The organism is Roseomonas sp. BN140053, from assembly GCF_047690175.1.
Classification (GTDB): Bacteria; Pseudomonadota; Alphaproteobacteria; order Acetobacterales; family Acetobacteraceae; genus Roseomonas.
Genome location: NZ_JBLLEB010000004.1, coordinates 233,462 through 254,763 on the forward strand (window position 1 = coordinate 233,462; position 21,302 = coordinate 254,763).

The window sequence follows — 21,302 nt, forward strand, 5'->3', positions numbered from 1 at the left end:
CCGCCGGCCGGAGCAGTGTTGCCGCAGCGCGCCGGCACCGTTCAGCCACCGGTTTCGCCCGCGCGGATTTTGCGACTCTTGTGTCCTGCGCTGCGCTTCACTATGACCGGGGCATGTCGAAGAAGTTCCTGACGGACGTCATCCAGCAGTCCAGCGACCTGACGGGCGTGGCCTCGGGCCGGCTCGCGGCCGAGATCATCGCCGCCATCAAGGCGGAGATCATCGAGAACGGCCGCTTCTCGCTGCCCGATTTCGGCGCCTTCACGGTGCGCGAAACGCCCAAGCGCACCGCGCTGAACCCGCGCACCGGCGAGAAGGTGTCGGTGAAGGCCGGCGCCACGGTGAAGTTCAAGGCCGCGCCCTCGCTCAAGGAAGCCGCCTTTGCCGGCGTGAAGAAGAGCAAGCGCAAGGCCGCCAAGGCCGCCACCGCCGCGGGCTGAGCCCCGCGCGCGCTGCCCGGCGGCCGCAGCGCCGCCGGAAACCTTGCCGGCCCCTTCCCCGCGGAAGGGTGCCGCGCCCGGCAATCCCCGACCGGTCAGGCCGGCGGGATGATCCCCTCCTCGCGCAGGTGGCGGAAGAACAGCCCGAACATTTCCTCCGTGTCGATGCAGTCGGCGAAGCCGGTCTGCCGCGCCTTGACCGTGCTGCTGATGTTGTCGAAGCCGCTGTTGAAGATGAAGTCGGCGAATTCCCAGGACACCAGCTGGCGATAGGGGATCGGCTGCAACCCGTGGCGGCGCACCATCGTGTCCCAGACCGGTTCCTTGTCGGCCATATAGGTGGCCAGCGGCATCGGCACGGGATAGGCGACGGGCATGCCGAACTGCTCGGCGAGTCGCGGCCACAGGTGTTCCCAGCGGAAATAATCGCCGTTGGTGATGTTGAAGATTTCCTCCCGCGCCGCCGGCATGCGGCCCGCCCAGTCCGTGGCGCTCGCCAGGATCTTGGCCGAGGTCACCTGGTACAGCGCGCGATACGCCGCCATCGAGCCCGGGAAGCGCAGCGGCAGCCCGAGTTCCCGCGAGATCGCGGCGTAGATCGCGATGGCCATGGCGAGGTTCATGGGGTTGCCCAGCGCGAAGCCGCACACCGCTTCCGGCCGCAGCGCGGTGAGGTGCCAGCGCTTGCCCCGCTGCCGCTCCCGCAGGAAGTCCTCCTGGTCATAGTAGAAGTTGGGCGGCATCAGCCGCGGGTCGTCCTCGCGCGCCGGCGTCTTGAAGGGGCCGAGATCGGCGCCGTAGGCCTTGCCGCCCTGGTAAAAGGTGACGTGTTCCAGCCCCGGGCAGTTGGGCTCGATCACGTCCAGCAGGTTGCGCAGGATGGCGAGGTTCACCGCGCTCTTCTCCGCCGCAGTGGCGCGCTCGATATAGGCGCCGAAGACGATATGCGTGACGTCGGACACGCCGCCCAGCTTCTCCCGCACCTCCCCGGGGTTCAGCAGGTCCACGGCCACGGGAACCACGCCCTCCACATGGCCTTCCGTGCGGCGCGACAGCGCGTACACCTTGGCTCCGGGCTCGCGCCGGAAATGCTGCGCCGCGGCGCGGCCGATGACGCCCTGCGCCCCCGCGACCAGGATCACCCTGTTGCTGCCTGACATGCTGCGGCCCTTCCCCGTTCCTGCGGCCGGCGTTCGGCGGCGGGTTCCGGCGGGATAAACACCGCCTTCCCGGCATGGCTGCGTCCCGGTGACGGCGCGCGCCCCTCGCCCGGATCGCAATCCCGCGTGGCATGGGGCGGCGCCCGGGCGTGGCACGACCGCCGGCCGATACCGCGAAACTGGCGGAAAACCGCGCGATTCCGCGCTGGGCCGGCGCTGCACGGCGGTTGTTCCCTGGCCGGCCCGGCCGCTCCGCGCCGGCCTGGGATGCCGGCGGCACATGCGAAACGGCCCGGATTGCACGATCCCGCATCGCAGAACCCGCCGGCAATTCTTGGAAACCACGCATCCCGCCACGACATCCTGCCCCGGTATCCAGGCCCGCGGACCCGGTTCTTCAGGACCCGTCGCGCGCCTCGCCGGGAAAGGCTCTCATGTCCGCATCCACCACCTTCCCCGGTGCCGCGCCCCGCGCGGCGCTGGGGGTCCAGCGCACGGCGGCCCTGGCCGCGGGAGCCGTGCTCGTGCTGGGCATCCTGCTGATCGGCAACCTCGTCAGCCCGCGGCAAGCCGCGCTCTATGCCCTGGGTGCGGCGCTGGGGCTGGTGCTCTACCATGCCAGCTTCGGCTTCACCTCCGCCTGGCGGGTCTTCATCAGCGATCGTCGCGGCGAGGGATTGCGGGCGCAGATGCTGATGCTCGCCCTGGCCACGCTGCTGTTCTTTCCCGTGCTCGCGGCGGGCTCGCTCTGGGGCCAGCCGGTGGCGGGGCTGGTGCAGCCGGTGGGCGTTTCCGTGGCCTTCGGCGCCTTCCTGTTCGGCATCGGCATGCAGATGGGCGGCGGCTGTGCCTCCGGCACGCTCTACACCGTGGGCGGCGGTTCCACGCGGATGCTGCTGACCCTGGCTGCGTTCATCGCCGGCTCCGTGCTGGGCGCGGCGCACCTGCACTGGTGGGCGGCGCTGCCCAGCCTGCCGCGGGTGTCGCTGGTGACCAGCCTCGGCCCCACCCTGGGCATCGTCGTGCAGTTGGCGGTCTTCGCGGCCATCGCCGCCGTCACCGTGGTGCTGGAACGGCGCCGGCACGGCCGGTTGCTGTTCGCCCCCGCCTCGCCCCGTACCGGGCTGGCGCGGCTGCTGCGCGGCCCCTGGCCGGTGGTGGCGGGCGGCGTGGCGTTGGCGCTGCTGAACTTCGTCACCCTGGCGCTGTCCGGACGCCCCTGGGGCATCACCGCCGCCTTCGCGCTCTGGGGTTCCAAGATCGCCGCCGGGCTGGGCGTGGACGTGGCCAGCTGGCCCTACTGGTCGGCCCCCGCGGCCCGTGCCTCGCTGGAGGGCAGCGTCTTCGCCGATGTCACCTCCGTGATGGATTTCGGCATCATCGTCGGCGCGCTGCTGGCCGCCACCCTGGCCGGGCGCTGGTCGCCGACCTGGCGGGTGCCGCTGCGCTCCGCGGTGGCGGCGGTGGTGGGCGGGCTGATGCTCGGCTACGGCGCGCGGCTGGCCTATGGCTGCAACATCGGCGCGTACTTCTCCGGCATCGCCTCGGGCAGCCTGCATGGCTGGCTGTGGATGGTGGCGGCCTTTGCCGGCAACCTCATCGGCACCCGCCTGCGGCCCTTCTTCGGGCTGGAGGTGGAGCGCACGCCGCAGCCGACCGGCTGCTGAGCGCCCGCCGCACGCCGCGGCGGCGCATCGGACGCGAAGGGCGCCCCGGTGAGGAACCGGCGGCGCCCTTTCGTTTCCGGCCCGCGTGATGGCCCGGAATGTCAGCTTGTCAGACAATCCCGCGGGCTGTTAGCCTCGCCCGGCAAGCACGCGCCGGCGCTTCCCGGACCGTCCCGGACCGTTTCCCGGGATGCCCTGGTCCGCATTCCGGGCGCGGCGCGGTTGATCGGGAACACACGCATGCAGCTCACCGTCCGTCGCTGGCTTACCTTCGTGGACCACAAGACCGAGGAAGCCGGCCACACCGCGGACCAGCCGCTGCGCCGCGTGGCCGCCGTGGCCGTGCTGAAGAACCCCGCCGCCGGCCGCTTTCTCGACGACCTGTCGCCGATGATCGCCGCCTCCGCCGCGGTGGGCGAGCAGCTCGCGCGCCTCGCCGTGGAGGCCATGGGCGGCCTGCCGGTGGAAAGCTACGGCAAGGGCGGCGTGGTCGGCCTGCAGGGCGAGCAGGAACACGCCAACGCCCTGCTCACCACCACCTTTGCCGAGCCGCTGCGCGCGGCCATCGGCGGCGCCCTGGCCTGGATCCCCTCCTTCACCAAGCTGGCCGTCCCGGGCGCCGCCATCGACGTGCCGCTGGCGCACAAGGATGCGCTCTATGTCCGCTCGCACTACGACGGCATGACCGTGACCCTGCCCTCCGACGCGCCCGCGCCGGACGAGGTGGCGCTGATCATCTGCCTGGCCAATCGCGGCCGCCTCAACGCCCGCGTCGGCGGCATCGCCGCCTCGGAGATTTCGGGCCAAGACGGCCTGCGCTGAGAACCGCCGCCATGCGCAGCGCCATCACCAATCTCGGCCGCATCGTGTCGGGCGAGCTGGACGCGCCCTTCGCACAGGGCGACGCCATCCTGATGGAGAACGGCCGCATCGCGGCGGTCGGCAGCCTTTCGGCGGAAACGCTGGCGGGCTGCGACGTGGTGGTGGACGCCGCCGGCGCCACTGCCATCCCCGGGCTGATCGACAGCCACGTCCACATCACCTTCGGCGACTACACGCCGCGGCAGAAGGTGGTGGGCTACCTCGAGAGCTACCTGCATGGCGGCACCACCACCGCCATCACCGCCTCCGAGGTGCATGTCCCCGGCCGCCCCAAGGACCCCGCCGGGGTCAAGGCCCTGGCGCTGGCGGCGCAGGCCTGCTTCCGCGACTACCGGCCGGGCGGGATGCGCGTCCATGCCGGCTCGGTGATCCTGGAACCCGGCCTCACCGAGGCCGACATCGCGGAACTGGCCGCCGCCGGCATCTGGCTGGCCAAGGCCGGCTTCGGCGCCTTCGACACGCCCTTCGGCTACGCCCCCCTGATGCGGGCGGCCAAGGCGGCCGGCATGGTCACCACCATGCACACCGGCGGCTCCTCCATTCCCGGCTCCTCGGGCATCTGGGCGGAGCACGTCCTGGCCTCGGACCCCAGCGTGTCGTTCCACGTCAACGGCGGCCCGGTGGCCATGCCCGACAGCGGCTTCCCCCGCCTGGTGGAGGAAAGCAGCATCGCGCTGCAGATCTGCACCGCCGGCAACCTGCGCACCGCCTTGCTGACCGCCCGCCTGCTGGAAGAGGCCGGACAGTTCGAGCGGCTGCTGATCGCCACCGACACGCCCACCGGCAGCGGCATCATGCCGCTGGGCATCTTCTACACGATCAGCCACCTCGCCAGCCTCGGCGGCATCCCGCCCGAGCGCGCCATTGCCGCCGCCACCGGCAACAACGCCCGCACCTACCGCCTCAACAGCGGCGTGCTGGCCGTGGGGCGCGACGCCGACGTGGTGCTGATCGACGCCTGCGCCGGCGGCGCGCACGACGACCCGCTCACGGCACTGGCCCATGGCGACGTGCCGGCGGTCTCGGCCGTGTTCACCGACGGGGTGCCGCGCTTCGTCGGCCGCAGCCGCAACACTCCCGCCGGCATCCGGCCGGTGTGCGTGGCGGAATGCCGCCTCCCCATGGATTTCAGCGGAGCCTCGCACTGATGCCGGAGCCCAGCATCCTCGTCGCCGGCGCCGGGCCGGTGGGCGTGGTCACCGCCCTGGCCTTCGCCCAGCGCGGCTTCCGCGTGACGCTGCTGGAAGCGGCCGACGCGGTGGACCAGAACCCGCGCGCCTCCACCACGCATCCCTCCACCCTGGAGATGATCGAGCGCGTCGGCCTGCTGGACCGCTTCGTCGCCGAAGGGCTGGTGGCGCGCCGCTTCCAGTTCTGGGACCGCCCCGCCGGCCGCTGCATCGCCGAGTTCGACCACGCCGTGCTGGAGGGCGAGACGCGCTTCCCCTTCGTGGTGCAGACGGAGCAGCACAAGCTGGCCGCCATGGGCCTCGACGCCCTGCGCGCGCTGCCCAATGCCACGGTGCGCTTCGGTGCCCCTGTCTATGCCGTGACGCAGGACGCGGACGGCGTCACGGTGATCCTGGGCGGCAAGGCGGCGGGCGAGACCCTGCGCGCCGACTGGCTGGTGGGCGCCGATGGCGGCCGCTCCACCGTGCGCAAGCAGCTCGGCATCGCCTTCGACGGCTTCACCTGGCCCGAGCGCTTCCTGGTGCTCACCGTGCTCGACGATTTCGAGGCGATGATGGGCACCTGCTTCCGCAACTACTTCGCCGACCCCGACGAATGGGCCAACCTGTTCAAGGTGGCCGGCGACGACGGCCTCGGCCGCTGGCGCGCCGTGTTTCCCGCCCGCGTGGACGAGAGCGACGAGGAAGCCCTGTCCGACGCGGCCGCGATGGCGCGGCTGAACGGGCTGCACCGCAAGCCCGACGGCTACGCCCTGGTGCACCGCAACCTGTACAAGGTGCACCAGCGCGTCGCGGCGTCCTTCCGCAGCGGCCGCGTCTTCCTGGCCGGCGACGCCGCGCACGTGAACAACCCGATCGGCGGGCTGGGCCTGAACTTCGGCATCCACGACGCGATGGACTTGGTCGACACGCTGTGCGGCGTGGTGCTGGACGGCGCCGACCCCGCGCTGCTGGACGGCTACGAGCGGCGGCGCCGCACGCTCAACATCGAATTCGTGCAGGCGCAGACCGTGGATAACAAGAAGCGCCTGGAGGAAAAGGACCCGGCGCAGCGGCAGCAGCGGCTGGACGAGCTGGCCGCCATCGCCGCCGATCCCGCCCGGCACAAGGCTTTCCTGCTGCGCACCTCGCTGATCGGCAGCGTGCGGCAGGCCGCCACCATGGTGTGAACCGGCGCCGCCACGCCAGGAGCGCCGGTCGCCTGATCCAACAACGCGCCCTGCGTCCCGGCCAGATCGCCACCACCCCACCCGGTATCCGCTGGGCGGACTGAACCCCCGCAGCATTCCGCCGCAATCCGGTCGGCCGGGCGTTCCGGGTGGCTCCGGCCGTGGCCAGGGGCAGCGCCCCTGGCCGACGCTCAAACGGCCCGGAACAACCCACCCCACCCCACCCGGCAACGGTCAGGCGGCAGCGCCGCGGCGGCAGGCGCGCACCAGCAGGAGGTGGCTCAGGAACACGGCGGCCAGCACGTAGCGCGGGATCACGTAGTTGCTGAACAGCGGCACGCTGGCCACCGTGGCCAGCAGCCCCGCGCTCACCACCAGTTCCGCCAGGTCGCCACGGCCGGACAGCAGCCTCCAGGCGGCCAGGATGCTGCCGCACAGCAGCAGCAGCGGATAGGCCGGCGCCAGGTGCAGGAAGGCCGCCAGCATCGGCGTCACCACGCCGGTGATGCCGGGGTCGAGCGGCCGGTCGGTCATCGCGTTGACGCGCTGCACGAAGCCCTCGGGCAGGTCGCGGCTCAGCCCCATCTCCTCCTGGAGAAAGGTCGTCCATTCATCGGGGCTGAAATAGATCAGCAGCCCCACGGCGTAGACGCGCGCGACCGCCAGCGGGTCCCGCCAGGCGGCATGGCGCAGGATGCGGCCGCTGACCTGGTCGACGGTGGCGGAATATTCCTCGGTGATGCCCAGGCGGTCGCGGATCAGCGCATGCGCGGACTCCCCCCGCTCGCCCCAGATCTGCCGCACCCGCTTGTGGAAATTCCCGAGGTCCAGCGCCGCGACCTCCGCATCCGACACCGCGACGCCCGCGGCGCGGAAATCCTCGGCCTGCAGGGCGGGCGCGAAGGTGCCCAGCAGGAACACGCCCGACATCTTGTTGGCGAAGACCTCGCCGGGAAAGCGGCCGGCGAACACGGCCGCATTCGCCCCCACCAGCAGCGCCAGGGCCAGCGGCGGCAGCACCAGCGTCAGCCCCAGCCGGCGCAGCGCGGGGCCGCGCGGCCGCACCGCCGCCCGCGCGCGCAGCAGCCCCACCCCCAGGCCCAGCAGACACAGCAGCGCCACCGGCGCATAGGCCACCCGGGCGAACACCGCCGCGGCCAGACAGGCCGCCATCGCCGCCCACCAGCCGGGAAAGCGCCGCGCCGGCGCCCGCAGCCCCGCGTGCAGGCACAGCAGGAAGGCGGTGAACAACAGGAAGGCCAGCAGGTCCGACATGTAGAAGCGCAGGTACAGGCCCAGCAGCGGGTCGAGGCTGACGCAGGCCACGAAGAGCGGAAACAACAGCCGCCGCGCCGTGCCGGGCGGAAACAACGCCGCGCAGGCCAGGGTCGTGCCAGCCAGCAGCGCGGCCTGCAGCAGCAGGAAGCACAGGTGGCTGCGGCTCGCCCGCAGCAGCGCGGACACCAGCAGCCCGAAGGCCCAGGACCGGTCCGGCCAAAGGTGGTCGGCGTCGATGCTGAGATAGGCGATCGAATCCCCCTGGAAGAAGCGCGGCAGGTGGTCGATCGCCAGCCAGCCCCCGACCAGCAGAACCGCCACCAGCGCGCCCAGCGCCACTCCAGCGCGGGGCCATCCGGTGCGGGCCGATCCGGCGCGGCCCGATCCAGAGGGATCCGCTCCAGACCGGTCTGTTCCAGCATGGCCTGACCCAGCGTGGGCCAACCCGGCGGGACCCAATCCGGCCGGCGCCCACCAGCCGGGTGCCGGCCCGGCCGCCTCCCCGGTTGGCGGCCGCGCGGGCGACACGGCGGAGGCGGGGCACGGCGCCTTCCTGGCCGCGGGGCGCGCCGCGGCCTCGCCCGCGGGGGCGAGGGGCAGCGCGCGAGGGTTCGGCACGGGGGCGGGCATCGCCGGGGGCTAGCACGCGGCCCCCAGGCCTGCCGAATCAGGCCGGCCGGGCGCGGTCAGCCCCCGGGCGGGAACTCCCCGTGCTCGCGCAGGCGGTCGAGAAACGCCGCCACCGCGCCCAGCGTCGCCTCGGGCGCTTCCAGGTGGGGCGCATGGCCCACCCCCGGCAGCACCACCCCGTCCACCGGGCAATAGGCCTCGCGCTGGGCGAGGCGCAGCTGTTCGGCCGTGCCGTAGGGGTCGGCGTCGCCCTGCAGGATCAGCACGGGCACCCGCAGATGCGCCACCTCCGCCTCGATGTTGAAGGCGCGGAAGCCGGGGTCGAGCCAGGCGCGGTTCCAGCCCCAGAAGGCGCCGTCCACGTCGGCGTGGTAGCGCGCCAGCCTGTTCCGCAGGTCGGTGGTCTCGTAGCGGCGGCGGGCATCCTCGATGCCGGCGATCGTCACCGCCTCCACCACGAAGTGCGGCGCCAGCAGCACCAGGCCCCGCACGCGGAAGTCCTGGTGCGTTCCGGCATAGATCGCGGCGATGGAGCCGCCGTCGGAATGGCCCAGCAGCACCGCCCGCCGCACGCCCGCCGCGTCCAGCACCGGCCCCACCGCGTCGCGCGCTTCGCGCTGCATGTAGTCCAGCGGGCGCGGCAGCGGCACCGGGTCGGACTGCCCGTAGCCGCGGCGCGACCAGGCCAGCACGCCGCAGCCGGTGGCGGCGGCCAGCGCCGCGGGAAAGCCGCGCCACAGGGCGATGCAGCCCACGCCCTCGTGCAGCAGCACCAGCGTCGGCGCTTCCTCCGGCCCCGGCCCCCACCACGCGGTTTCCAGCCGGGCGCCGTCGACCACCACCTCCCCCAGGCTGGGGGAAGCCCCGCCGGCGGCGGCCGGGCCGGCGCTCACGCTTCCGGCCCCGTGCGCTCCTCCAGCGAGGCGCGCAGCTTGAAGCGCTGGATCTTGCCCGTGGCGGTCTTGGGCAGCTCCTCCATCGCCTCGATCCAGCGCGGATACTTCCACGGGCCGGCCGCCGCCTTCACGTGGTCCTTCAACGCGTCGAACAGCGCGTCGGCGTCGTCGGCGGGGTCCTTGAACACCACGAAGGCCATGGGCTTCACGAGGCCGTCCACGTCCTCGCGCGCCACCACCGCGGCTTCCTGCACCGCCGGGTGCGACATCAGCGCCGCCTCCACCTCGAAGGGCGAGACCCAGATGCCGCTGACCTTGAGCATGTCGTCGGCGCGGCCCTGGTAGCGGTAGTAGCCCTCGGCATCGCGGACGTACTTGTCGCCGGTGCAGGTCCATTCGCCGCAGAAAGTCCGGCGACTTTTGCTCCTCTGGTTCCAATAGCCCTCGGCCGCGGTGGGGCCGCGCACCAGCAGCTCGCCCGGCTCGCCGTCCGGCACGTCGCGGCCATTCTCGTCCACCACGCGCAGCTCGTAGCCCGGCACCGCCTTGCCCGTGGTGCCGTAGCGGATGTCGTCGGGCCGGTTGGACACGAAGATATGCAGCATCTCGGTGGAGCCGATGCCGTCCAGGATATCCACGCCGGTGATCTCGCGCCAGCGCAGCCCGACATGCTCCGGCAGCGCCTCGCCGGCGGATACGCAGCGCCGCAGCCGCGCCGATCCCGCGCCGGGGCCCAGGTCGGGCCGCGCCAGCAGCGCCGCGTAGAGCGTCGGCACCCCCGCGAACATGGTGGGCTGGTAGGTCCGGATGGTGCCGAGCACGGCATCCGGCGTCGGCCGGTCCGGCAGCAGCACGCCGCAGGCGCCCACCGCCATCGGGAAGATCATGCTGTTGCCCAGCCCATAGGCGAAGAACAGCTTGGCCACGGAGAACATCAGGTCGTCCTGCCGGATGCCCAGCACCTGCGCCCCGTAGGTATCCGCCGTGGCGCGCAGGTTGCCGTGGACGTGCTTCACCCCCTTGGGCGCCCCCGTCGAGCCGGAGGAATACATCCAGAAGGCCACCTCGTCGGCGCAGGCGCGCTCCGGCTGCGGCAGCGGCGCCGCTTCGCGCAGGAAACGGGCGAGGTCGCGCGCCGGCAGCCCTTCCGGTGCCACCGGTTCGGCCTCGCTGCCGTCCACGGTCGCCACCAGCACCAGCCGCAGCGCCGGGCAGCGCGCCAGCACCGGCAACAGCGCCGGCAGCAGCGGCGCGGACACCACGACGGCCTCGGCCCGGCTGTCGAGCAGGATGTAGCCGACCTGGTCGGGCGTCAGCAGCGTGTTGACGGGAATGGGGATGGAGCCGCCGCGGATGGCGCCCCAGAAGGCGGTGGCGAAATCCACCGTGTCCAGCATCACCAGCGCCACGCGCCGTTCCGTGCCGATGCCCGCGCCGCGCAAGCCGCCGGCGAAGCGGGCCGAGCTTTCCGCCAGCCCGGCATAGGTCATGCGGCGATGCGGGTCGATCAGCACGGGCGCCTCGCCGCGCCCTTCCGCCAGGTGCCGGTCGATGAAGTGCAGCACGGCATTCTCGTTGCCGGCGGGGTCGGGCGTGGTGCCGGACATCCTCGTTGCTTCCTTCCCTGTGTACGCGCGCGCGCTTCAGCCGCGCTTCTTGAACTCGATGGCCCCTTCGGGCAGCAGGTAGAGCACCACCGCGCGGCCGCCCGTCACGGTGGGGGCGTGCTCGCTGCCCGGGCCGTAAACCAGCCAGCCCTCGCCCACCCCGTCAAAGGCGGCGCCGGGGGTTTCGGGCAGGATCATGTCGATCTCGCCCCCCGGATGGGCGTGCTGCGGGCCGGCGATGCTGTCCATCACCACCACGTCCACGGAGAAACCGTGCGTGGCCGGCGTCGCCTTGATCGCGCGGCCGTAGCGGATGCCGCCGGCTTCCCGGTTGCACAGCCAGCCCTCGGCGATGCCCTGGCGGCACAGCGCGGCCAGCCGGGTGAACTCCGGCCCGTCCGGCGGGAACTCGGCGTTCATCGCCGCCCCCAGCGCCGGGGATACCGGCCGCCCGGCGATGCGACCGGTCACCGCGACCACGGCCTGCTCGAATGCCGCGAGGCTCATGGCGTGCCCTCCCCTTTTCCTTCGTGAACCCGGCCGGCCGCCGCGCGGCGCCGGCCCCAGGAACCTGCACGATAATGCAACACGCCGCCGGCAGCGAGGGAAGACGCGCAACATAGCGCGCGCCACCGCCACGCCGTGCTCACACGCCGAGGTGGCGGTGCATCATCTCCGTATCCGCCTGCAGCGCCGCGGGCGGGCCGCTATAGGCCACCGCCCCCTTCACCAGCACCGTGGCGCGGTCGGCCAGGGACAGCACCGCGGCCACGGTCTTGTCCACCACCACCGTGGCGATGCCGCCCTCCCGCACCGTGGCGATCACGCGCCAGATCTCGTCGCGGATCAGCGGCGCCAGGCCTTCTGTGGCCTCATCCAGGATCAGCAGCCGCGGCGAGGTCATCAGCGCGCGCCCGATGCTCAGCATTTGCTGCTCGCCGCCCGAAAGCTGGTCGCCGCGGTTGCTGATGCGCTGCGCCAGCCGCGGAAAGGTGTGCAGCACCCGCGCCTCGTCCCAGCGCACCGCCCCGTCCGCCCCCGGCCGCGCCGCGAGGCGCAAATTCTCCCGCACCGTCAGCGAGGCGAAGACGCCGCGCCCTTCCGGCACCACGGCGATGCCGCGCCGCGCCCGGCGGAACGGCGCTTCGCGCGAGATGTCGCGCCCATCCGCCAGCACCGCCCCGTCGCGCAGCGGCAGCAGGCCCAGCAGCGCGCGGATCAGCGTGGTCTTGCCCATGCCGTTGCGGCCCATCAGCCCGATCGTCTCGCCCGGCCGCACCGCGAGGTCGATCCCGCGCAGCACCAGCCCCTCGCCGTAGCCGGCCTGCACGCCGCGCGCTTCCAGGATGGGCGTGGCGGAGAGCGCGGCCGCTTCCGGCAGCACCCCACCCGGCGCGGCGCTGCCGTTCCCGCCCGTCACCTCGGCACCCGCCGCGCTCACGCCGCGTGCCCCAGATAAGCGTCGCGCACGGCGGCCGAGCCGCGCACCTGCGCCGGCGTGCCGTGTTCCAGCACCTGCCCGTCCACCATCACCGTCATGCAGTCCGCCACGGCGAAGACCACGTCCATGTCGTGCTCGATCAGCAGCAGGGCGTGGTCGCGCGCCAGCTCGCGCAGCAGCGCCGCCAGCCGCTCGCTTTCCTCCGGCCCCATGCCCGCCAGCGGCTCGTCCAGCAGCAGCACGGTGGGACCGGCGGCCAGCGCCATCGCGATCTCCAGCTGTCGCTGCTGCCCGTGGCTCAGCGTGCCGGCGACGCGCCCTGCCGCGGCGGACAGCCCGACGCGGGCGATGGCGACCTCCGCCGCCGCGATCGGCGGCCCTTCGGCAGCGGCGCTGCGCAGCAGGCGGCGGGCGGGCGTCAGCCGCGCCTGGGCGGCGAGGCGCACATTCTCCAGCACCGTCATCTCGCGCAGCACGTCCGTGCGCTGGAAGGACCGCCCGATGCCGGCGCGGGCGAAGCGCCAGGCCGGCCAGCGCATCGCGTCCTCCCCGTTCACCCGCAGCTCGCCGGAGGTGGGGCGCAATTCGCCGGAGAGCAGGTTGGTCAGCGTGCTCTTGCCGGCACCGTTGGGGCCGATCACCGCGTGCAGTTCACCCACCCGCAGCGTGAGCGACACGCCGCCCACCGCTACCAGCCCGCCGAAGCGCTTGGTCAGCCCCACTGCCTCCAGCGCCGGCCGCAGGAGCGCGGGATCGGCGATGCCCGGCGCGCTCATGCCGTTGGACCGGCATTGCGGCGGGGAAGGGAAGGCCGGGGGAGTGAACTCCCCCGGGCCCCCTCCTTTTTTCGGGAGTTTACAGTGCGCCCTCGGCCACCTGCGCGCCCCAAAACTCCCGAAAATAGAAGGGGGTCCGGGGGGATACCTCCCCCCGGCTCTCTGCTGCCACCGAACACGAGGCGAAGCCCCGACGGCATCATGGCCGGCTCCCCTGCGCCGCGTCGGGCGTCACCGGGGCCGCCACCCCGCGCGGCACCCGGCGCGGCGCCAGCCCCACCAGCCCGCGCGGCAGCACCAGCACCACCAGCAGGATCACCAGCCCTTCCACCAACCGCTGCCGCTCCGTCACCAGCTGCGCCGCCTCGCCCAGCCCGATCAGCGCGAAGGCCCCCAGGATCGGCCCGTGCAGCGCGCCCAAGCCCCCCAGCAGCACCGCCAGCAGCGCCTCGGCCGAGCGGTGCCAGCCCAGCAGTTCCGGGTTCACGAAGGCCTCGGTCATCGCCCACATGTGGCCGGACACGCCGGCCAGCGCACCGGCCAGGGTGAAGGCCGCCAACTTCAGCCGGTAGGTCCGGAACCCCATGGCGCGCATGCGGTGCTCGTTGGAGCGGATGCCCAGCAGGGCGCGGCCGAACAGCGTGCGCAGCAGCAGCACCAGCCCGAGATACATCGCCGCCAGCACGCCCAGGTTGACCCACAGCATCACCGCCGGCCGGTCGCGCCGCGGCACCACCCATTCCGCGCCGAAGGCCGCGAAAGCCGGGCGCTGCACGAAAACGCCGTCGGCGCCGCCGCCCAGCGGCGTGTCGTGGAACAGGAAGAACAGCATCTGCCCGAAAGCCAGCGTGGTCATCAGGAAGAAGAAGCCCTTGGTGCGCAGCGACAGCGCCCCCACGAACAGCGCCGCCACCCCGGCCAAGGCCGCCGCCGCCGGCAGCGTCAGCCCGGCGGAAAGCCCCGGCGGCAGCAGGTGCACGGCATAGGCGCCCACCCCGAAGAAGGCGGCGTGGCCCAGGCTGACCAGCCCCGCCCCGCCCACCAGCAATTGCAGGCTCAGCGCGAACATCGCCGTCACCAGCGCCGTGGAGGCGAGCTGCAGGTGATAAGTTTCCGCGAAGAACGGCATTGCCGCCACGACGGCGGCGGCGAGGAGCAGCAGCACCTGCCCGGTGCGACCGGCGACCACCACCGCGTCAGGCCCGCGCGAACAGGCCGGTGGGCCGCCACAGCAGCACCGCGGCCATGATGACGTAGACCGACAGCCCCGCCGCCCCCGGCAGGTAGGCCTGCCCCAGCGTGTCCACCATGCCGATCAGGATCGCCCCCCAGAAGGCACCGGCCACGGAGCCGACGCCGCCCACCACCACCACCACGAAGGACACGATCAGGAAGCCGTTGCCCATGTTCGGGTAGACGGAATACAGCGGCGCCGCGAGCGCCCCGGCCAGCATCGCCAGCGCCGTGCCCACGGCAAAAACCAGCAGGTGGATGCGCCGCGCATCCAGCCCCAGCAGGTCCACCATCTCCGGCTTTTCCGCCGCCGCGCGGATCGCGGAACCGACGCGGGTGCGCTCGATGCTCAGGAACATCGCCAGCGCCACCAGCATGCAGAAGCCCAGCACCGCCAGACGGTAGGCGGAATACGCGAAGCCGCCGACGATCGGCACCGACACGTCCAGCACCGCCGGCACGGGCACGGAATGGAAGCCGTTGCCCAGCAGCATGGAACGGAACTCTTCGAACAGCAGGATCAGCGCGAAGGTCAGCAGCACCTGGTCCAGGTGCTCCCGGTGGTAGAAGCGGCGGAACAGCCCACGCTCCAGCAGCGCCCCGAAGGCGGCGCCGCCCAGCACCGCCGCCGGCAGCGCCAGCCACAGCGACCCCGTCAGCCCCGCCACCACGTAGGCGAGATAGGCGCCGATCATGAACAGGCTGCCATGGGCGAGGTTGATCACGCCCATGACGCCGAAGATCAGCGTCAGGCCGCTGCTGATCAGGAACAGCAGCAGCCCGTACTGCAAGCCGTTCAGGACCTGCGCCAGCAGTCCGGGAAGATCCATCGCGGCGTGCGGTCCGTGCTGCGGTTCAGCTGCTCATCCGGCAGCCCGTGCCGGGATCGGCCAGCGCCTCGGCCGCCACGCCGATCACCCGGTTCTCGCCGCCCTTGGCCTCGCGCAGGTAGATGTTCTGCACCGGGTTGTGCGACGGCGACAGCGTGAAGGGCCCGCGCGGGCTGTCGATGCGCGCCCCCGCCATGGCGCGCGACAGCTCGCGCTCCGCGGCGATGTCGCCCTTGGTGGCGTCCAGCCCGATCGCCAGCAGCTGCGCCGCGTCGTAGCCCTGCACGGCGTAGACGTCCGCGTCGCGCCCGGCCTTGTCGCGGAAGGCGGTGCGGAAGCTGCGGTTGCGCGGGTTGTCCAACCCGTCGCCATAGTGCAGCGCCGTGCGCACGCCGTCTGCGGCCGCGCCCTGGGCCTGCAGCGTGCCCTCGGTCAGGAAGCCCGAGCCGGTCAGCGGGATGCGGTCGCGGAAGCCCGCCGCGGCATAGTCGCGCACGAACTGCACCGCGCCGCCACCGGCGAAGAAGGACCCCACCGCTTCCACGCCCAGGCCGGGAATCTGCGCCAGGATCGGCTGGAAGTTGGTTTCCGGGAAGGGCAGCCACAGCTCGCGCGTCAGCTCCGCCCCGCCGGCCTTGAGCCCGTCGCGGAAGCCCTCGCCCGCTTCCTTGCCCGCGGCGTAGTCCCAGCTGACCCAGGCCGCCTTCTTGACGCCCTGCGCCGCCAGCGCCTTGCCCATGCCGAAGGCCGGCTGCCAGTTGCTGAAGGAGGTGCGGAAGATCAGCGGCGCGCACAGCTCGCGGGTCGCCGCCACGTTGCCGGCATTGGGGATGATCAGCGGCACGCCGCGCTCGCGCGCCGCCTGCACCAGCGCCATCGCCACGCCCGAATGCACCGTGCCCACCAGCGCCTCGACCCGGTCGCGGCTCAACAGGCGGTTGACGTTCTGCACCGCCTTGGAGGGTTCGGATTCATCGTCCAGCCGCACGATCTGCACGGCGCGGCCGCCGAAGCGCCCGCCCTTCTCGGCCAGGTGCATCTCGAAGGCGGTGGCGATGTTCTCGCCCAGCGCGGCAAAGGTGCCGGAAAAGGGCAGCATCAGCCCGATCTTGACCGCGGCCCCCTGGGCGATCGCCGGCCGGGCCAGCCCGGCGGCCACCGCCGCCACACCCAGTCCTGCGAAGCTGCGGCGGGTGATCCCCCGCTCCTGGCGCTCGGGCATTCCTGAATCGTCTCCCTTGGTGGAACGGGTCGCTGCCGGTTTGAAACCCCGGTTCCTTGCCTCGCGCCGTCCGCTCGGTTGTTTCCTCGTGTCCCGGCCCCGCCGAATCTGTGCGATCCTGCAGGTCCGGGCATCACCATGCATTTTGTTGCATGGCGCCTCTGCTCACGCAATCGTTCCCCCGGCGCGGCTCCGGCAGGCGGCCCGTGCGGCCGGCCCCGTCACGCCGCGCTGGCGATCCGTTGCGCCTCCGCGCTAGATTACTGCCTTGTCATGCCGACCGGGAGGGATACGCGATGGATTCCGTTGAACTCAGCGAGATCGTGAGCCTCGCGCTGATTGCTGGGGTGGTGGTGGGCGGCGCCTGGACCTGGCTGACGTCGCACCGGGTGGCCTCGGCCGGGGCGCAGGCCCGCTGGACGGTGACGCCCGCCGCCACCGTGGCCGGGGCGCTGGCCGCCATCATGGCGCTGGAACTGCTGCTGCTCCTGCACCGCTGAGCGCGGCGCCCGCCCCGCGCTCCGGGACCGCGCCGCCCGCGAGGCGGCCGTTGAAGGCGCCACCCGGCGGCGCCACAAGCGTGGCATGGCCTCCGGCAAGACACTCAACGCGGCGAATCTCGAAGCGCTCGGGGCGGCGCGGCTCGCGGAGCTGCTCATGGCAGTCAGCAAGGGCAACGCCGCCGCCCAGCGGCAGCTGCGCCTGGCCCTGGCGGGCAGCGACGGTGCCGGCGGAACGGCGCGCGCCGTCACCAAGCACCTGCTCAGCATCGGCCGGGCGAAGACCTGGCTGGACTGGCAGAAGATCAAGCCCTTCCTGGCCGAGCTGGAAGTCCAGCGCCGCGCGATCCTCGACCTGGTCGCCCCGGCCGATCCCGCCGAGGCCTTCGAGCTGCTCTGGCGCCTGGTCGGCTGCGCCGAAGGCGTGCTCGCGCGCTCCGACGACGGCAGCGGCCACCTGTTCACCGCGTTCCGGGCCGCGGCCCAGGACCTCGGCCCCCTGGCGCAACGGGCCGGCATCCCGCCCGAGGCGCTCGCCCAGCGCGCCTTCCGGGCCCTCGCCGCCGACGAGCACGGCGTCTGGGAGGAGCTGATCCCCATTCTGGCCCCCCAGCTCGGCAAGGCCGGGCTGGCCGTCATCAGGGACGCCGTGCAGGCGTGGCAGGCGGCGCCGGCCGCGACGCCGCCCGGCGGCCAGCGGCAGGTGATCGGCTGGTCGGGTTCCGGCCCGATCCACGCCGACGAGATCCAGGCCCGGCACCGGAAGCGCAGCGCCGCCGTGATCCTGCAGCAGGTCGCCGACGCGCTCGGCGACGTGGACGGCTTCATCGAACAGTTCGACGCCCCGGCGCGCGGGATGCCCGCCGCCGCCGCGGCCATCGCGCAACGGCTGCTCGCCGCCGGGCGCCTGCCCGAAGCCTGGGCGGCGGTGGAGCGCGTCGAAGCCCGGCAGCGCCCGCAGGCACCGATCGAATGGGAACAGGCGCGCCTCGACGTGCTCGAGGCGCTGGGGCGGTCCGGGGACGCGCAGGCCTTCCGGTGGGAGCGCTTCGCCGCGACGCTCAACGCCACCCATCTCCGCGCCTTTCTCCGGAAGCTGCCGGATTTCGACGATGTGGAGGCGGAGCAGCGGGCGATGGCGCACGCGCTGGCCTTCAAGGACGTCCACCAAGCGCTGGGCTTCCTCGTCGCCTGGCCCGACCTGCGGCGGGCCAGCGAGCTCGTGCTCAACCGGGCGAAGGCGTTGAACGGCGACCTTTACGAGCTGCTCTCGCCGGCCGCCGAAGCGCTGGACAGCCGCTTTCCGCTCGCCGCGACGGTGCTGCGCCGGGCCATGATCGACTTCACGCTCGGGGCCGCCCGGTCGTCGCGCTACAAGCACGCGGCGCGGCACTTCCGGGATTGCCGGGATGCCGCGCCGCGCGTGGAAGCCTTCGGCGCCATCCCCGACCACGCGGCCTACGAGCGGCTGCTCCGGAGCGCCCATGGCCGCAAGGCCGGGTTCTGGCAGGAAGTGGACGAGCTGGGCTGATCCCGGGTGGCCGCCGCCCGTCCGCCGTGCCGTGGGCGCGCCTGGAGGCACAGCTGGCGGGCGGCCTGGAGGCACGCCTGGCGGGCGCGCCTGGAGGTGCGCTCCCCGCCGCCGGGCCGCCACGCGCCCCGGCGCCGTGCCGCCTCACCCCAGCCGCAGCAGCCCGATCAGCCCCAGGCTGATGCCGCCCAGAACCAGCAGCGACAGCACCGCCGCCGCCACCACGCGCGGCCCGCTTCGCGCCACCAGCCGCGCATCCACCCCCAGCCCCAGCGCCGCCATGGACAGCACGGTCAGCACCCCCGCCGTGCCCGCGATCGGCGCCAGCGCCGCTTCCGGCACCAGCCCCAGCGAGCGCAGCGCCGCGAAGCCGAGAAAGCCCAGGATAAAGGGCGGCACCAGCCGCCCGAACACCAGCCGGCCGCCGCGCCCCGCCGGCACCGTTCCCGCCCGCCGCGCCAGCAGGGAGAGGACCAGCACCACCGGCCCCAGCATCAGCACCCGCACCAGCTTCACCAGCGTGCCGAGCTGCACGGCCAGCGTCCCCACCGGCGCGGTGGCGGCCAGCACCTGCGGCACGGCATACACGGTCAGCCCCGCCAGCACGCCGTACTGCGCCTCCGTCAGGCCCAGCGCCGGCACCAGCAGCGGCAGCCCCAGCACCACGCCCACGCCCAGCACCGCGGTGAAGGCGATGGCCGCCGCCACGTCGCGGCTTTCCGCCCCGATCGCCGGCGCCACCGCGGCGATGGCGGAATTGCCGCAGATGGAATTGCCGCAGGCCACCAGCACGGCCATGCGCCGCGGCAGGCCGAGCAGCCGCCCGATGCCGTAGCTGCATGGGATGGCCAGCGCCACGGCGGCGGCGATGCCCCCCACCAGCCCCGGCCCCACCGCCAGCACGGATTGCGCGCTCAGCGAGGCGCCGAGCAGGATGATCGCCGTTTCCAGCAGGGTCTTGGCGCTGAAGGCGATCCCCGGCGCCCAGCGCGTCCCCGGTGTCCAGGCCGTGCGGATCGCCGCCCCCAGCAGGATGGCCAGCACGATGGCTTCCAGCCAGGCATGGCCGAAAATCCGGGCTTCCAGCACCTGCAGGCCCCAGGCCAGCAGCGACACCGCGGCGCAGAGCAGCACCCCCGGCGCGAGCCGGCGCAGCACGCCGCCCGCGGCCGGTGCGGCCTCGCCGCGCGTCGCCGGGGCAGCCTCGCCGCGCGCGAGGGAAGGCAGGGGCATGGTGTCCGGCACGGGGGTTGCCTGGGGTCCTTCTCGGTGCCGCAGACATGCACGCCCCGGATTCATCTGGCAAACATCCCATCCAGATCGAATCCATCGCCAGGAGAGATGATCTTGCCCGCTCCCTCCGGCGCCCCCGCGGGCCGCCATGCCCGGCCCCGCCCATCCCGGCCCGTCCCCCTCGCAACGCGCCGCGCGCGGGCCAGCGCGTGACCGCCCTCCAGGCGCAGTCCGGCCTCGGCCTGCTGCTGCTCTGCACCCTGGCCTGGGCCCTCGGCGGCTGCCGCCGCCCGATCCCCTGGCGCGTGGTGGCGGCCGGGCTGGGCGGGCAGCTGTTCTTCGCCGCGCTGCTGCTGCACGTCCCCGGCGCGCGCCGCTTCTTCGACCTGCTGGGCGGCGCGGTGGACGCGCTGGCCGCCGCCACGCGCGAGGGCACCGGCTTCGTGTTCGGCTATCTCGGCGGCGCGCCGCTGCCCTTTGCCGAAACCCGCCCGGGCGCCTCCTTCGTGCTGTTCTTCCAGGCGCTGCCGCTGGTGCTGGTGGTCGGCGCCCTGTCCGCGCTGCTCTACCATTGGCGCATCCTGCCGGCGGTGGTGTCGGTGCTGTCGCGCGGCTTGCACCGGGCCTTCGGCATCTCCGGCGCCTGCGGCTTTTCCGTGGCCGCCAACGTGTTCGTCGGCATGGTGGAAGCGCCGCTGCTGATCCGCGCCTGGCTCGCCACCCTGCCCACGGCGGAGCTCTTCGCGGTGATGGTGGCCGGCCTGGCCACCATTTCGGGCAACATGCTGGTGGTCTACGCCACGCTGATCGCGCCGGTGGTGCCCGATGCGGCCGGGCAGCTCCTCGCCGCCAGCCTGGTGGGCGCCCCCGCCGCCATCCTGGCCGCACTGCTGATGATGCCGCCCGGCGCCAGCCTGCGCCCCGGCGCCGAGGCGGCGGCGCTGGCCGCAGCGCCCGGCCCAGGAGTTGGTCCCACCCCGCCCACTGCTCCCGCGGATGCGGCAAGCGCCACGGCTGCCCTGCCCATCACCGCCGATCCACCTCCCGCCGCGGCCGCCGCGCCCGCGGAAGCGGACGACCCGCCCATGCCGCCGCTCTACGACAGCGCCATGGAGGCCATCGTCCGCGGCACTCAGGACGGGCTGTCGCTGCTGCTGGGCATCATGGCCACGCTGATCGTCTTCGTGGCGCTCGTGGCGCTGGCGGACGCCGTGCTGCAGCCCCTCACCGGCCTGACGGTGCGGCAGATCATGGGCTGGGTGATGTGGCCGCTCGCCCTCGCCATGGGCGTCCCCCTGGCCGAGGCCGGCACCGTGGCCGCCTCCCTCGGCGTCAAGGTCGCGGTGAACGAGTTCGTCTCCTACCTCGAACTCGCCACCTCCGGCGGCGCCGGCCTCAGCGAGCGGTCCCGCCTGATCCTGACCTGGGCGCTCTGCGGCTTCACCAACTTCGCCTCCGTCGGCATCATGGTCGGCGGCCTGACCGTGATGTGCCCCGAGCGCCGCCCCGAGATCGTCCGCCTCGGCCTCCCCTCCCTGCTCGCCGCCACCCTGGCCTGCTGCATGATGGGCGCCGTCGTCGGCCTCCTCACCCCGGGCTGATCCCCCGAGCCTGACG

The 21,302-nt window shown here is 73.2% G+C and carries 18 protein-coding genes and 1 pseudogene; 8 read left to right on the forward strand and 11 right to left on the reverse strand.

The annotated features are described in order from the left end of the window. Window positions 1-113 precede the first annotated feature (113 nt). Window positions 114-377 (forward strand): annotated as a pseudogene (locus tag ACLIBK_RS06625) (HU family DNA-binding protein); the annotation flags it as partial. Between the two features lie 158 nt (window positions 378-535). On the opposite strand, the gene ACLIBK_RS06630 reads toward ACLIBK_RS06625, so the two are convergent. Continuing rightward, window positions 536-1,600, reverse strand: coding sequence for an SDR family oxidoreductase (locus tag ACLIBK_RS06630; RefSeq protein ID WP_415386445.1), 1,065 nt, complete (start codon window positions 1,598-1,600; stop codon window positions 536-538). 434 nt (window positions 1,601-2,034) lie between these two features. Here ACLIBK_RS06630 and ACLIBK_RS06635 point away from each other — a divergent pair, with 434 nt between their 5' ends. The 4 genes from ACLIBK_RS06635 (at window position 2,035) to ACLIBK_RS06650 (ending at window position 6,508) form a co-directional block, all read left to right on the forward strand. Further along, window positions 2,035-3,267 carry a YeeE/YedE family protein gene (locus ACLIBK_RS06635; protein ID WP_415386446.1) on the forward strand — a complete coding sequence of 411 codons (1,233 nt, stop codon included), beginning with the start codon at window positions 2,035-2,037 and terminating at the stop codon, window positions 3,265-3,267. Window positions 3,268-3,507: 240 nt separating this feature from the next. Continuing rightward, the gene (locus ACLIBK_RS06640; RefSeq protein WP_415386447.1) at window positions 3,508-4,089 is read left to right on the forward strand and encodes an amino acid synthesis family protein; all 582 of its coding nucleotides are present in this window, start codon (window positions 3,508-3,510) and stop codon (window positions 4,087-4,089) included. An 11-nt stretch (window positions 4,090-4,100) separates the two neighbouring features. Beyond that, complete coding sequence (locus ACLIBK_RS06645; protein WP_415386448.1) at window positions 4,101-5,297, forward strand: amidohydrolase family protein; 1,197 nt, start codon at window positions 4,101-4,103, stop codon at window positions 5,295-5,297. Next, window positions 5,297-6,508, forward strand: coding sequence for an FAD-dependent oxidoreductase (locus tag ACLIBK_RS06650; protein WP_415386449.1), 1,212 nt, complete (start codon window positions 5,297-5,299; stop codon window positions 6,506-6,508). Before ACLIBK_RS06645 ends, ACLIBK_RS06650 begins: the two co-directional genes overlap by 1 nt. Window positions 6,509-6,742: 234 nt before the next feature. Here ACLIBK_RS06650 and ACLIBK_RS06655 read toward each other — a convergent pair whose 3' ends face one another. The 9 genes from ACLIBK_RS06655 to ACLIBK_RS06695 all read right to left on the reverse strand — a co-directional run bounded on the left by ACLIBK_RS06655 (window position 6,743) and on the right by ACLIBK_RS06695 (window position 16,421). Next, on the reverse strand, window positions 6,743-8,125 hold the full coding sequence (locus ACLIBK_RS06655) for a hypothetical protein (protein WP_415386450.1): 1,383 nt from the start codon (window positions 8,123-8,125) through the stop codon (window positions 6,743-6,745). A gap of 347 nt (window positions 8,126-8,472) precedes the next feature. Next, window positions 8,473-9,309 carry an alpha/beta fold hydrolase gene (locus ACLIBK_RS06660; RefSeq protein WP_415386451.1) on the reverse strand — a complete coding sequence of 279 codons (837 nt, stop codon included), beginning with the start codon at window positions 9,307-9,309 and terminating at the stop codon, window positions 8,473-8,475. After that, the gene (locus ACLIBK_RS06665) at window positions 9,306-10,919 is read right to left on the reverse strand and encodes a benzoate-CoA ligase family protein (protein ID WP_415386452.1); all 1,614 of its coding nucleotides are present in this window, start codon (window positions 10,917-10,919) and stop codon (window positions 9,306-9,308) included. The genes ACLIBK_RS06660 and ACLIBK_RS06665 overlap by 4 nt, the downstream gene beginning before the upstream one ends. Window positions 10,920-10,955: 36 nt before the next feature. Further along, window positions 10,956-11,426, reverse strand: a complete 471-nt coding sequence (locus ACLIBK_RS06670; protein ID WP_415386453.1) for a DUF4863 family protein — start codon at window positions 11,424-11,426, stop codon at window positions 10,956-10,958. 139 nt (window positions 11,427-11,565) lie between these two features. Then, window positions 11,566-12,360, reverse strand: coding sequence for an ABC transporter ATP-binding protein (locus ACLIBK_RS06675; RefSeq protein WP_415386454.1), 795 nt, complete (start codon window positions 12,358-12,360; stop codon window positions 11,566-11,568). Beyond that, window positions 12,357-13,136, reverse strand: a complete 780-nt coding sequence (locus tag ACLIBK_RS06680) for an ABC transporter ATP-binding protein (RefSeq protein ID WP_415386455.1) — start codon at window positions 13,134-13,136, stop codon at window positions 12,357-12,359. The genes ACLIBK_RS06675 and ACLIBK_RS06680 overlap by 4 nt, the downstream gene beginning before the upstream one ends. Before the next feature lie 199 nt (window positions 13,137-13,335). Further along, window positions 13,336-14,328: a branched-chain amino acid ABC transporter permease gene (locus ACLIBK_RS06685; protein ID WP_415386456.1), complete on the reverse strand. Its 993-nt coding sequence runs from the start codon at window positions 14,326-14,328 to the stop codon at window positions 13,336-13,338. 4 nt (window positions 14,329-14,332) lie between these two features. Beyond that, entirely contained in the window at window positions 14,333-15,199 is an 867-nt protein-coding gene (locus tag ACLIBK_RS06690; RefSeq protein ID WP_415386457.1) for a branched-chain amino acid ABC transporter permease, read from the reverse strand. A 25-nt stretch (window positions 15,200-15,224) separates the two neighbouring features. Further along, the gene (locus ACLIBK_RS06695; RefSeq protein WP_415386458.1) at window positions 15,225-16,421 is read right to left on the reverse strand and encodes an ABC transporter substrate-binding protein; all 1,197 of its coding nucleotides are present in this window, start codon (window positions 16,419-16,421) and stop codon (window positions 15,225-15,227) included. Window positions 16,422-16,717: 296 nt separating this feature from the next. Here ACLIBK_RS06695 and ACLIBK_RS06700 point away from each other — a divergent pair, with 296 nt between their 5' ends. Together ACLIBK_RS06700 and ACLIBK_RS06705 are read left to right on the forward strand one after the other, a co-directional pair. Beyond that, window positions 16,718-16,921, forward strand: coding sequence for a hypothetical protein (locus ACLIBK_RS06700; RefSeq protein WP_415386459.1), 204 nt, complete (start codon window positions 16,718-16,720; stop codon window positions 16,919-16,921). Between the two features lie 85 nt (window positions 16,922-17,006). Next, complete coding sequence (locus ACLIBK_RS06705) at window positions 17,007-18,452, forward strand: DUF6880 family protein (RefSeq protein WP_415386460.1); 1,446 nt, start codon at window positions 17,007-17,009, stop codon at window positions 18,450-18,452. A 144-nt stretch (window positions 18,453-18,596) separates the two neighbouring features. Here the strand turns inward: ACLIBK_RS06705 and ACLIBK_RS06710 are convergent, their stop codons facing one another. Continuing rightward, window positions 18,597-19,685: a YeiH family protein gene (locus ACLIBK_RS06710; RefSeq protein ID WP_415386461.1), complete on the reverse strand. Its 1,089-nt coding sequence runs from the start codon at window positions 19,683-19,685 to the stop codon at window positions 18,597-18,599. 209 nt (window positions 19,686-19,894) lie between these two features. On the opposite strand from ACLIBK_RS06710, the gene ACLIBK_RS06715 reads away from it, so the two are divergent. Continuing rightward, window positions 19,895-21,286, forward strand: coding sequence for a NupC/NupG family nucleoside CNT transporter (locus ACLIBK_RS06715; protein WP_415386462.1), 1,392 nt, complete (start codon window positions 19,895-19,897; stop codon window positions 21,284-21,286). Window positions 21,287-21,302 lie beyond the last annotated feature (16 nt).

Bases quoted from the DNA above. Each gene is read 5' to 3' on its own strand.
- ACLIBK_RS06630 (WP_415386445.1), bottom strand. From the start codon at position 1,600: ATGTCAGGCAGCAACAGGGTGATCCTGGTCGCGGGGGCGCAGGGCGTC.
- ACLIBK_RS06635 (WP_415386446.1), top strand. From the start codon at position 2,035: ATGTCCGCATCCACCACCTTCCCCGGTGCCGCGCCCCGCGCGGCGCTG.
- ACLIBK_RS06640 (WP_415386447.1), top strand. From the start codon at position 3,508: ATGCAGCTCACCGTCCGTCGCTGGCTTACCTTCGTGGACCACAAGACC.
- ACLIBK_RS06645 (WP_415386448.1), top strand. From the start codon at position 4,101: ATGCGCAGCGCCATCACCAATCTCGGCCGCATCGTGTCGGGCGAGCTG.
- ACLIBK_RS06650 (WP_415386449.1), top strand. From the start codon at position 5,297: ATGCCGGAGCCCAGCATCCTCGTCGCCGGCGCCGGGCCGGTGGGCGTG.
- ACLIBK_RS06665 (WP_415386452.1), bottom strand. From the start codon at position 10,919: ATGTCCGGCACCACGCCCGACCCCGCCGGCAACGAGAATGCCGTGCTG.
- ACLIBK_RS06670 (WP_415386453.1), bottom strand. From the start codon at position 11,426: ATGAGCCTCGCGGCATTCGAGCAGGCCGTGGTCGCGGTGACCGGTCGC.
- ACLIBK_RS06680 (WP_415386455.1), bottom strand. From the start codon at position 13,136: ATGAGCGCGCCGGGCATCGCCGATCCCGCGCTCCTGCGGCCGGCGCTG.
- ACLIBK_RS06690 (WP_415386457.1), bottom strand. From the start codon at position 15,199: ATGGATCTTCCCGGACTGCTGGCGCAGGTCCTGAACGGCTTGCAGTAC.
- ACLIBK_RS06695 (WP_415386458.1), bottom strand. From the start codon at position 16,421: ATGCCCGAGCGCCAGGAGCGGGGGATCACCCGCCGCAGCTTCGCAGGA.
- ACLIBK_RS06700 (WP_415386459.1), top strand. From the start codon at position 16,718: ATGGATTCCGTTGAACTCAGCGAGATCGTGAGCCTCGCGCTGATTGCT.
- ACLIBK_RS06705 (WP_415386460.1), top strand. From the start codon at position 17,007: ATGGCCTCCGGCAAGACACTCAACGCGGCGAATCTCGAAGCGCTCGGG.
- ACLIBK_RS06710 (WP_415386461.1), bottom strand. From the start codon at position 19,685: ATGCCCCTGCCTTCCCTCGCGCGCGGCGAGGCTGCCCCGGCGACGCGC.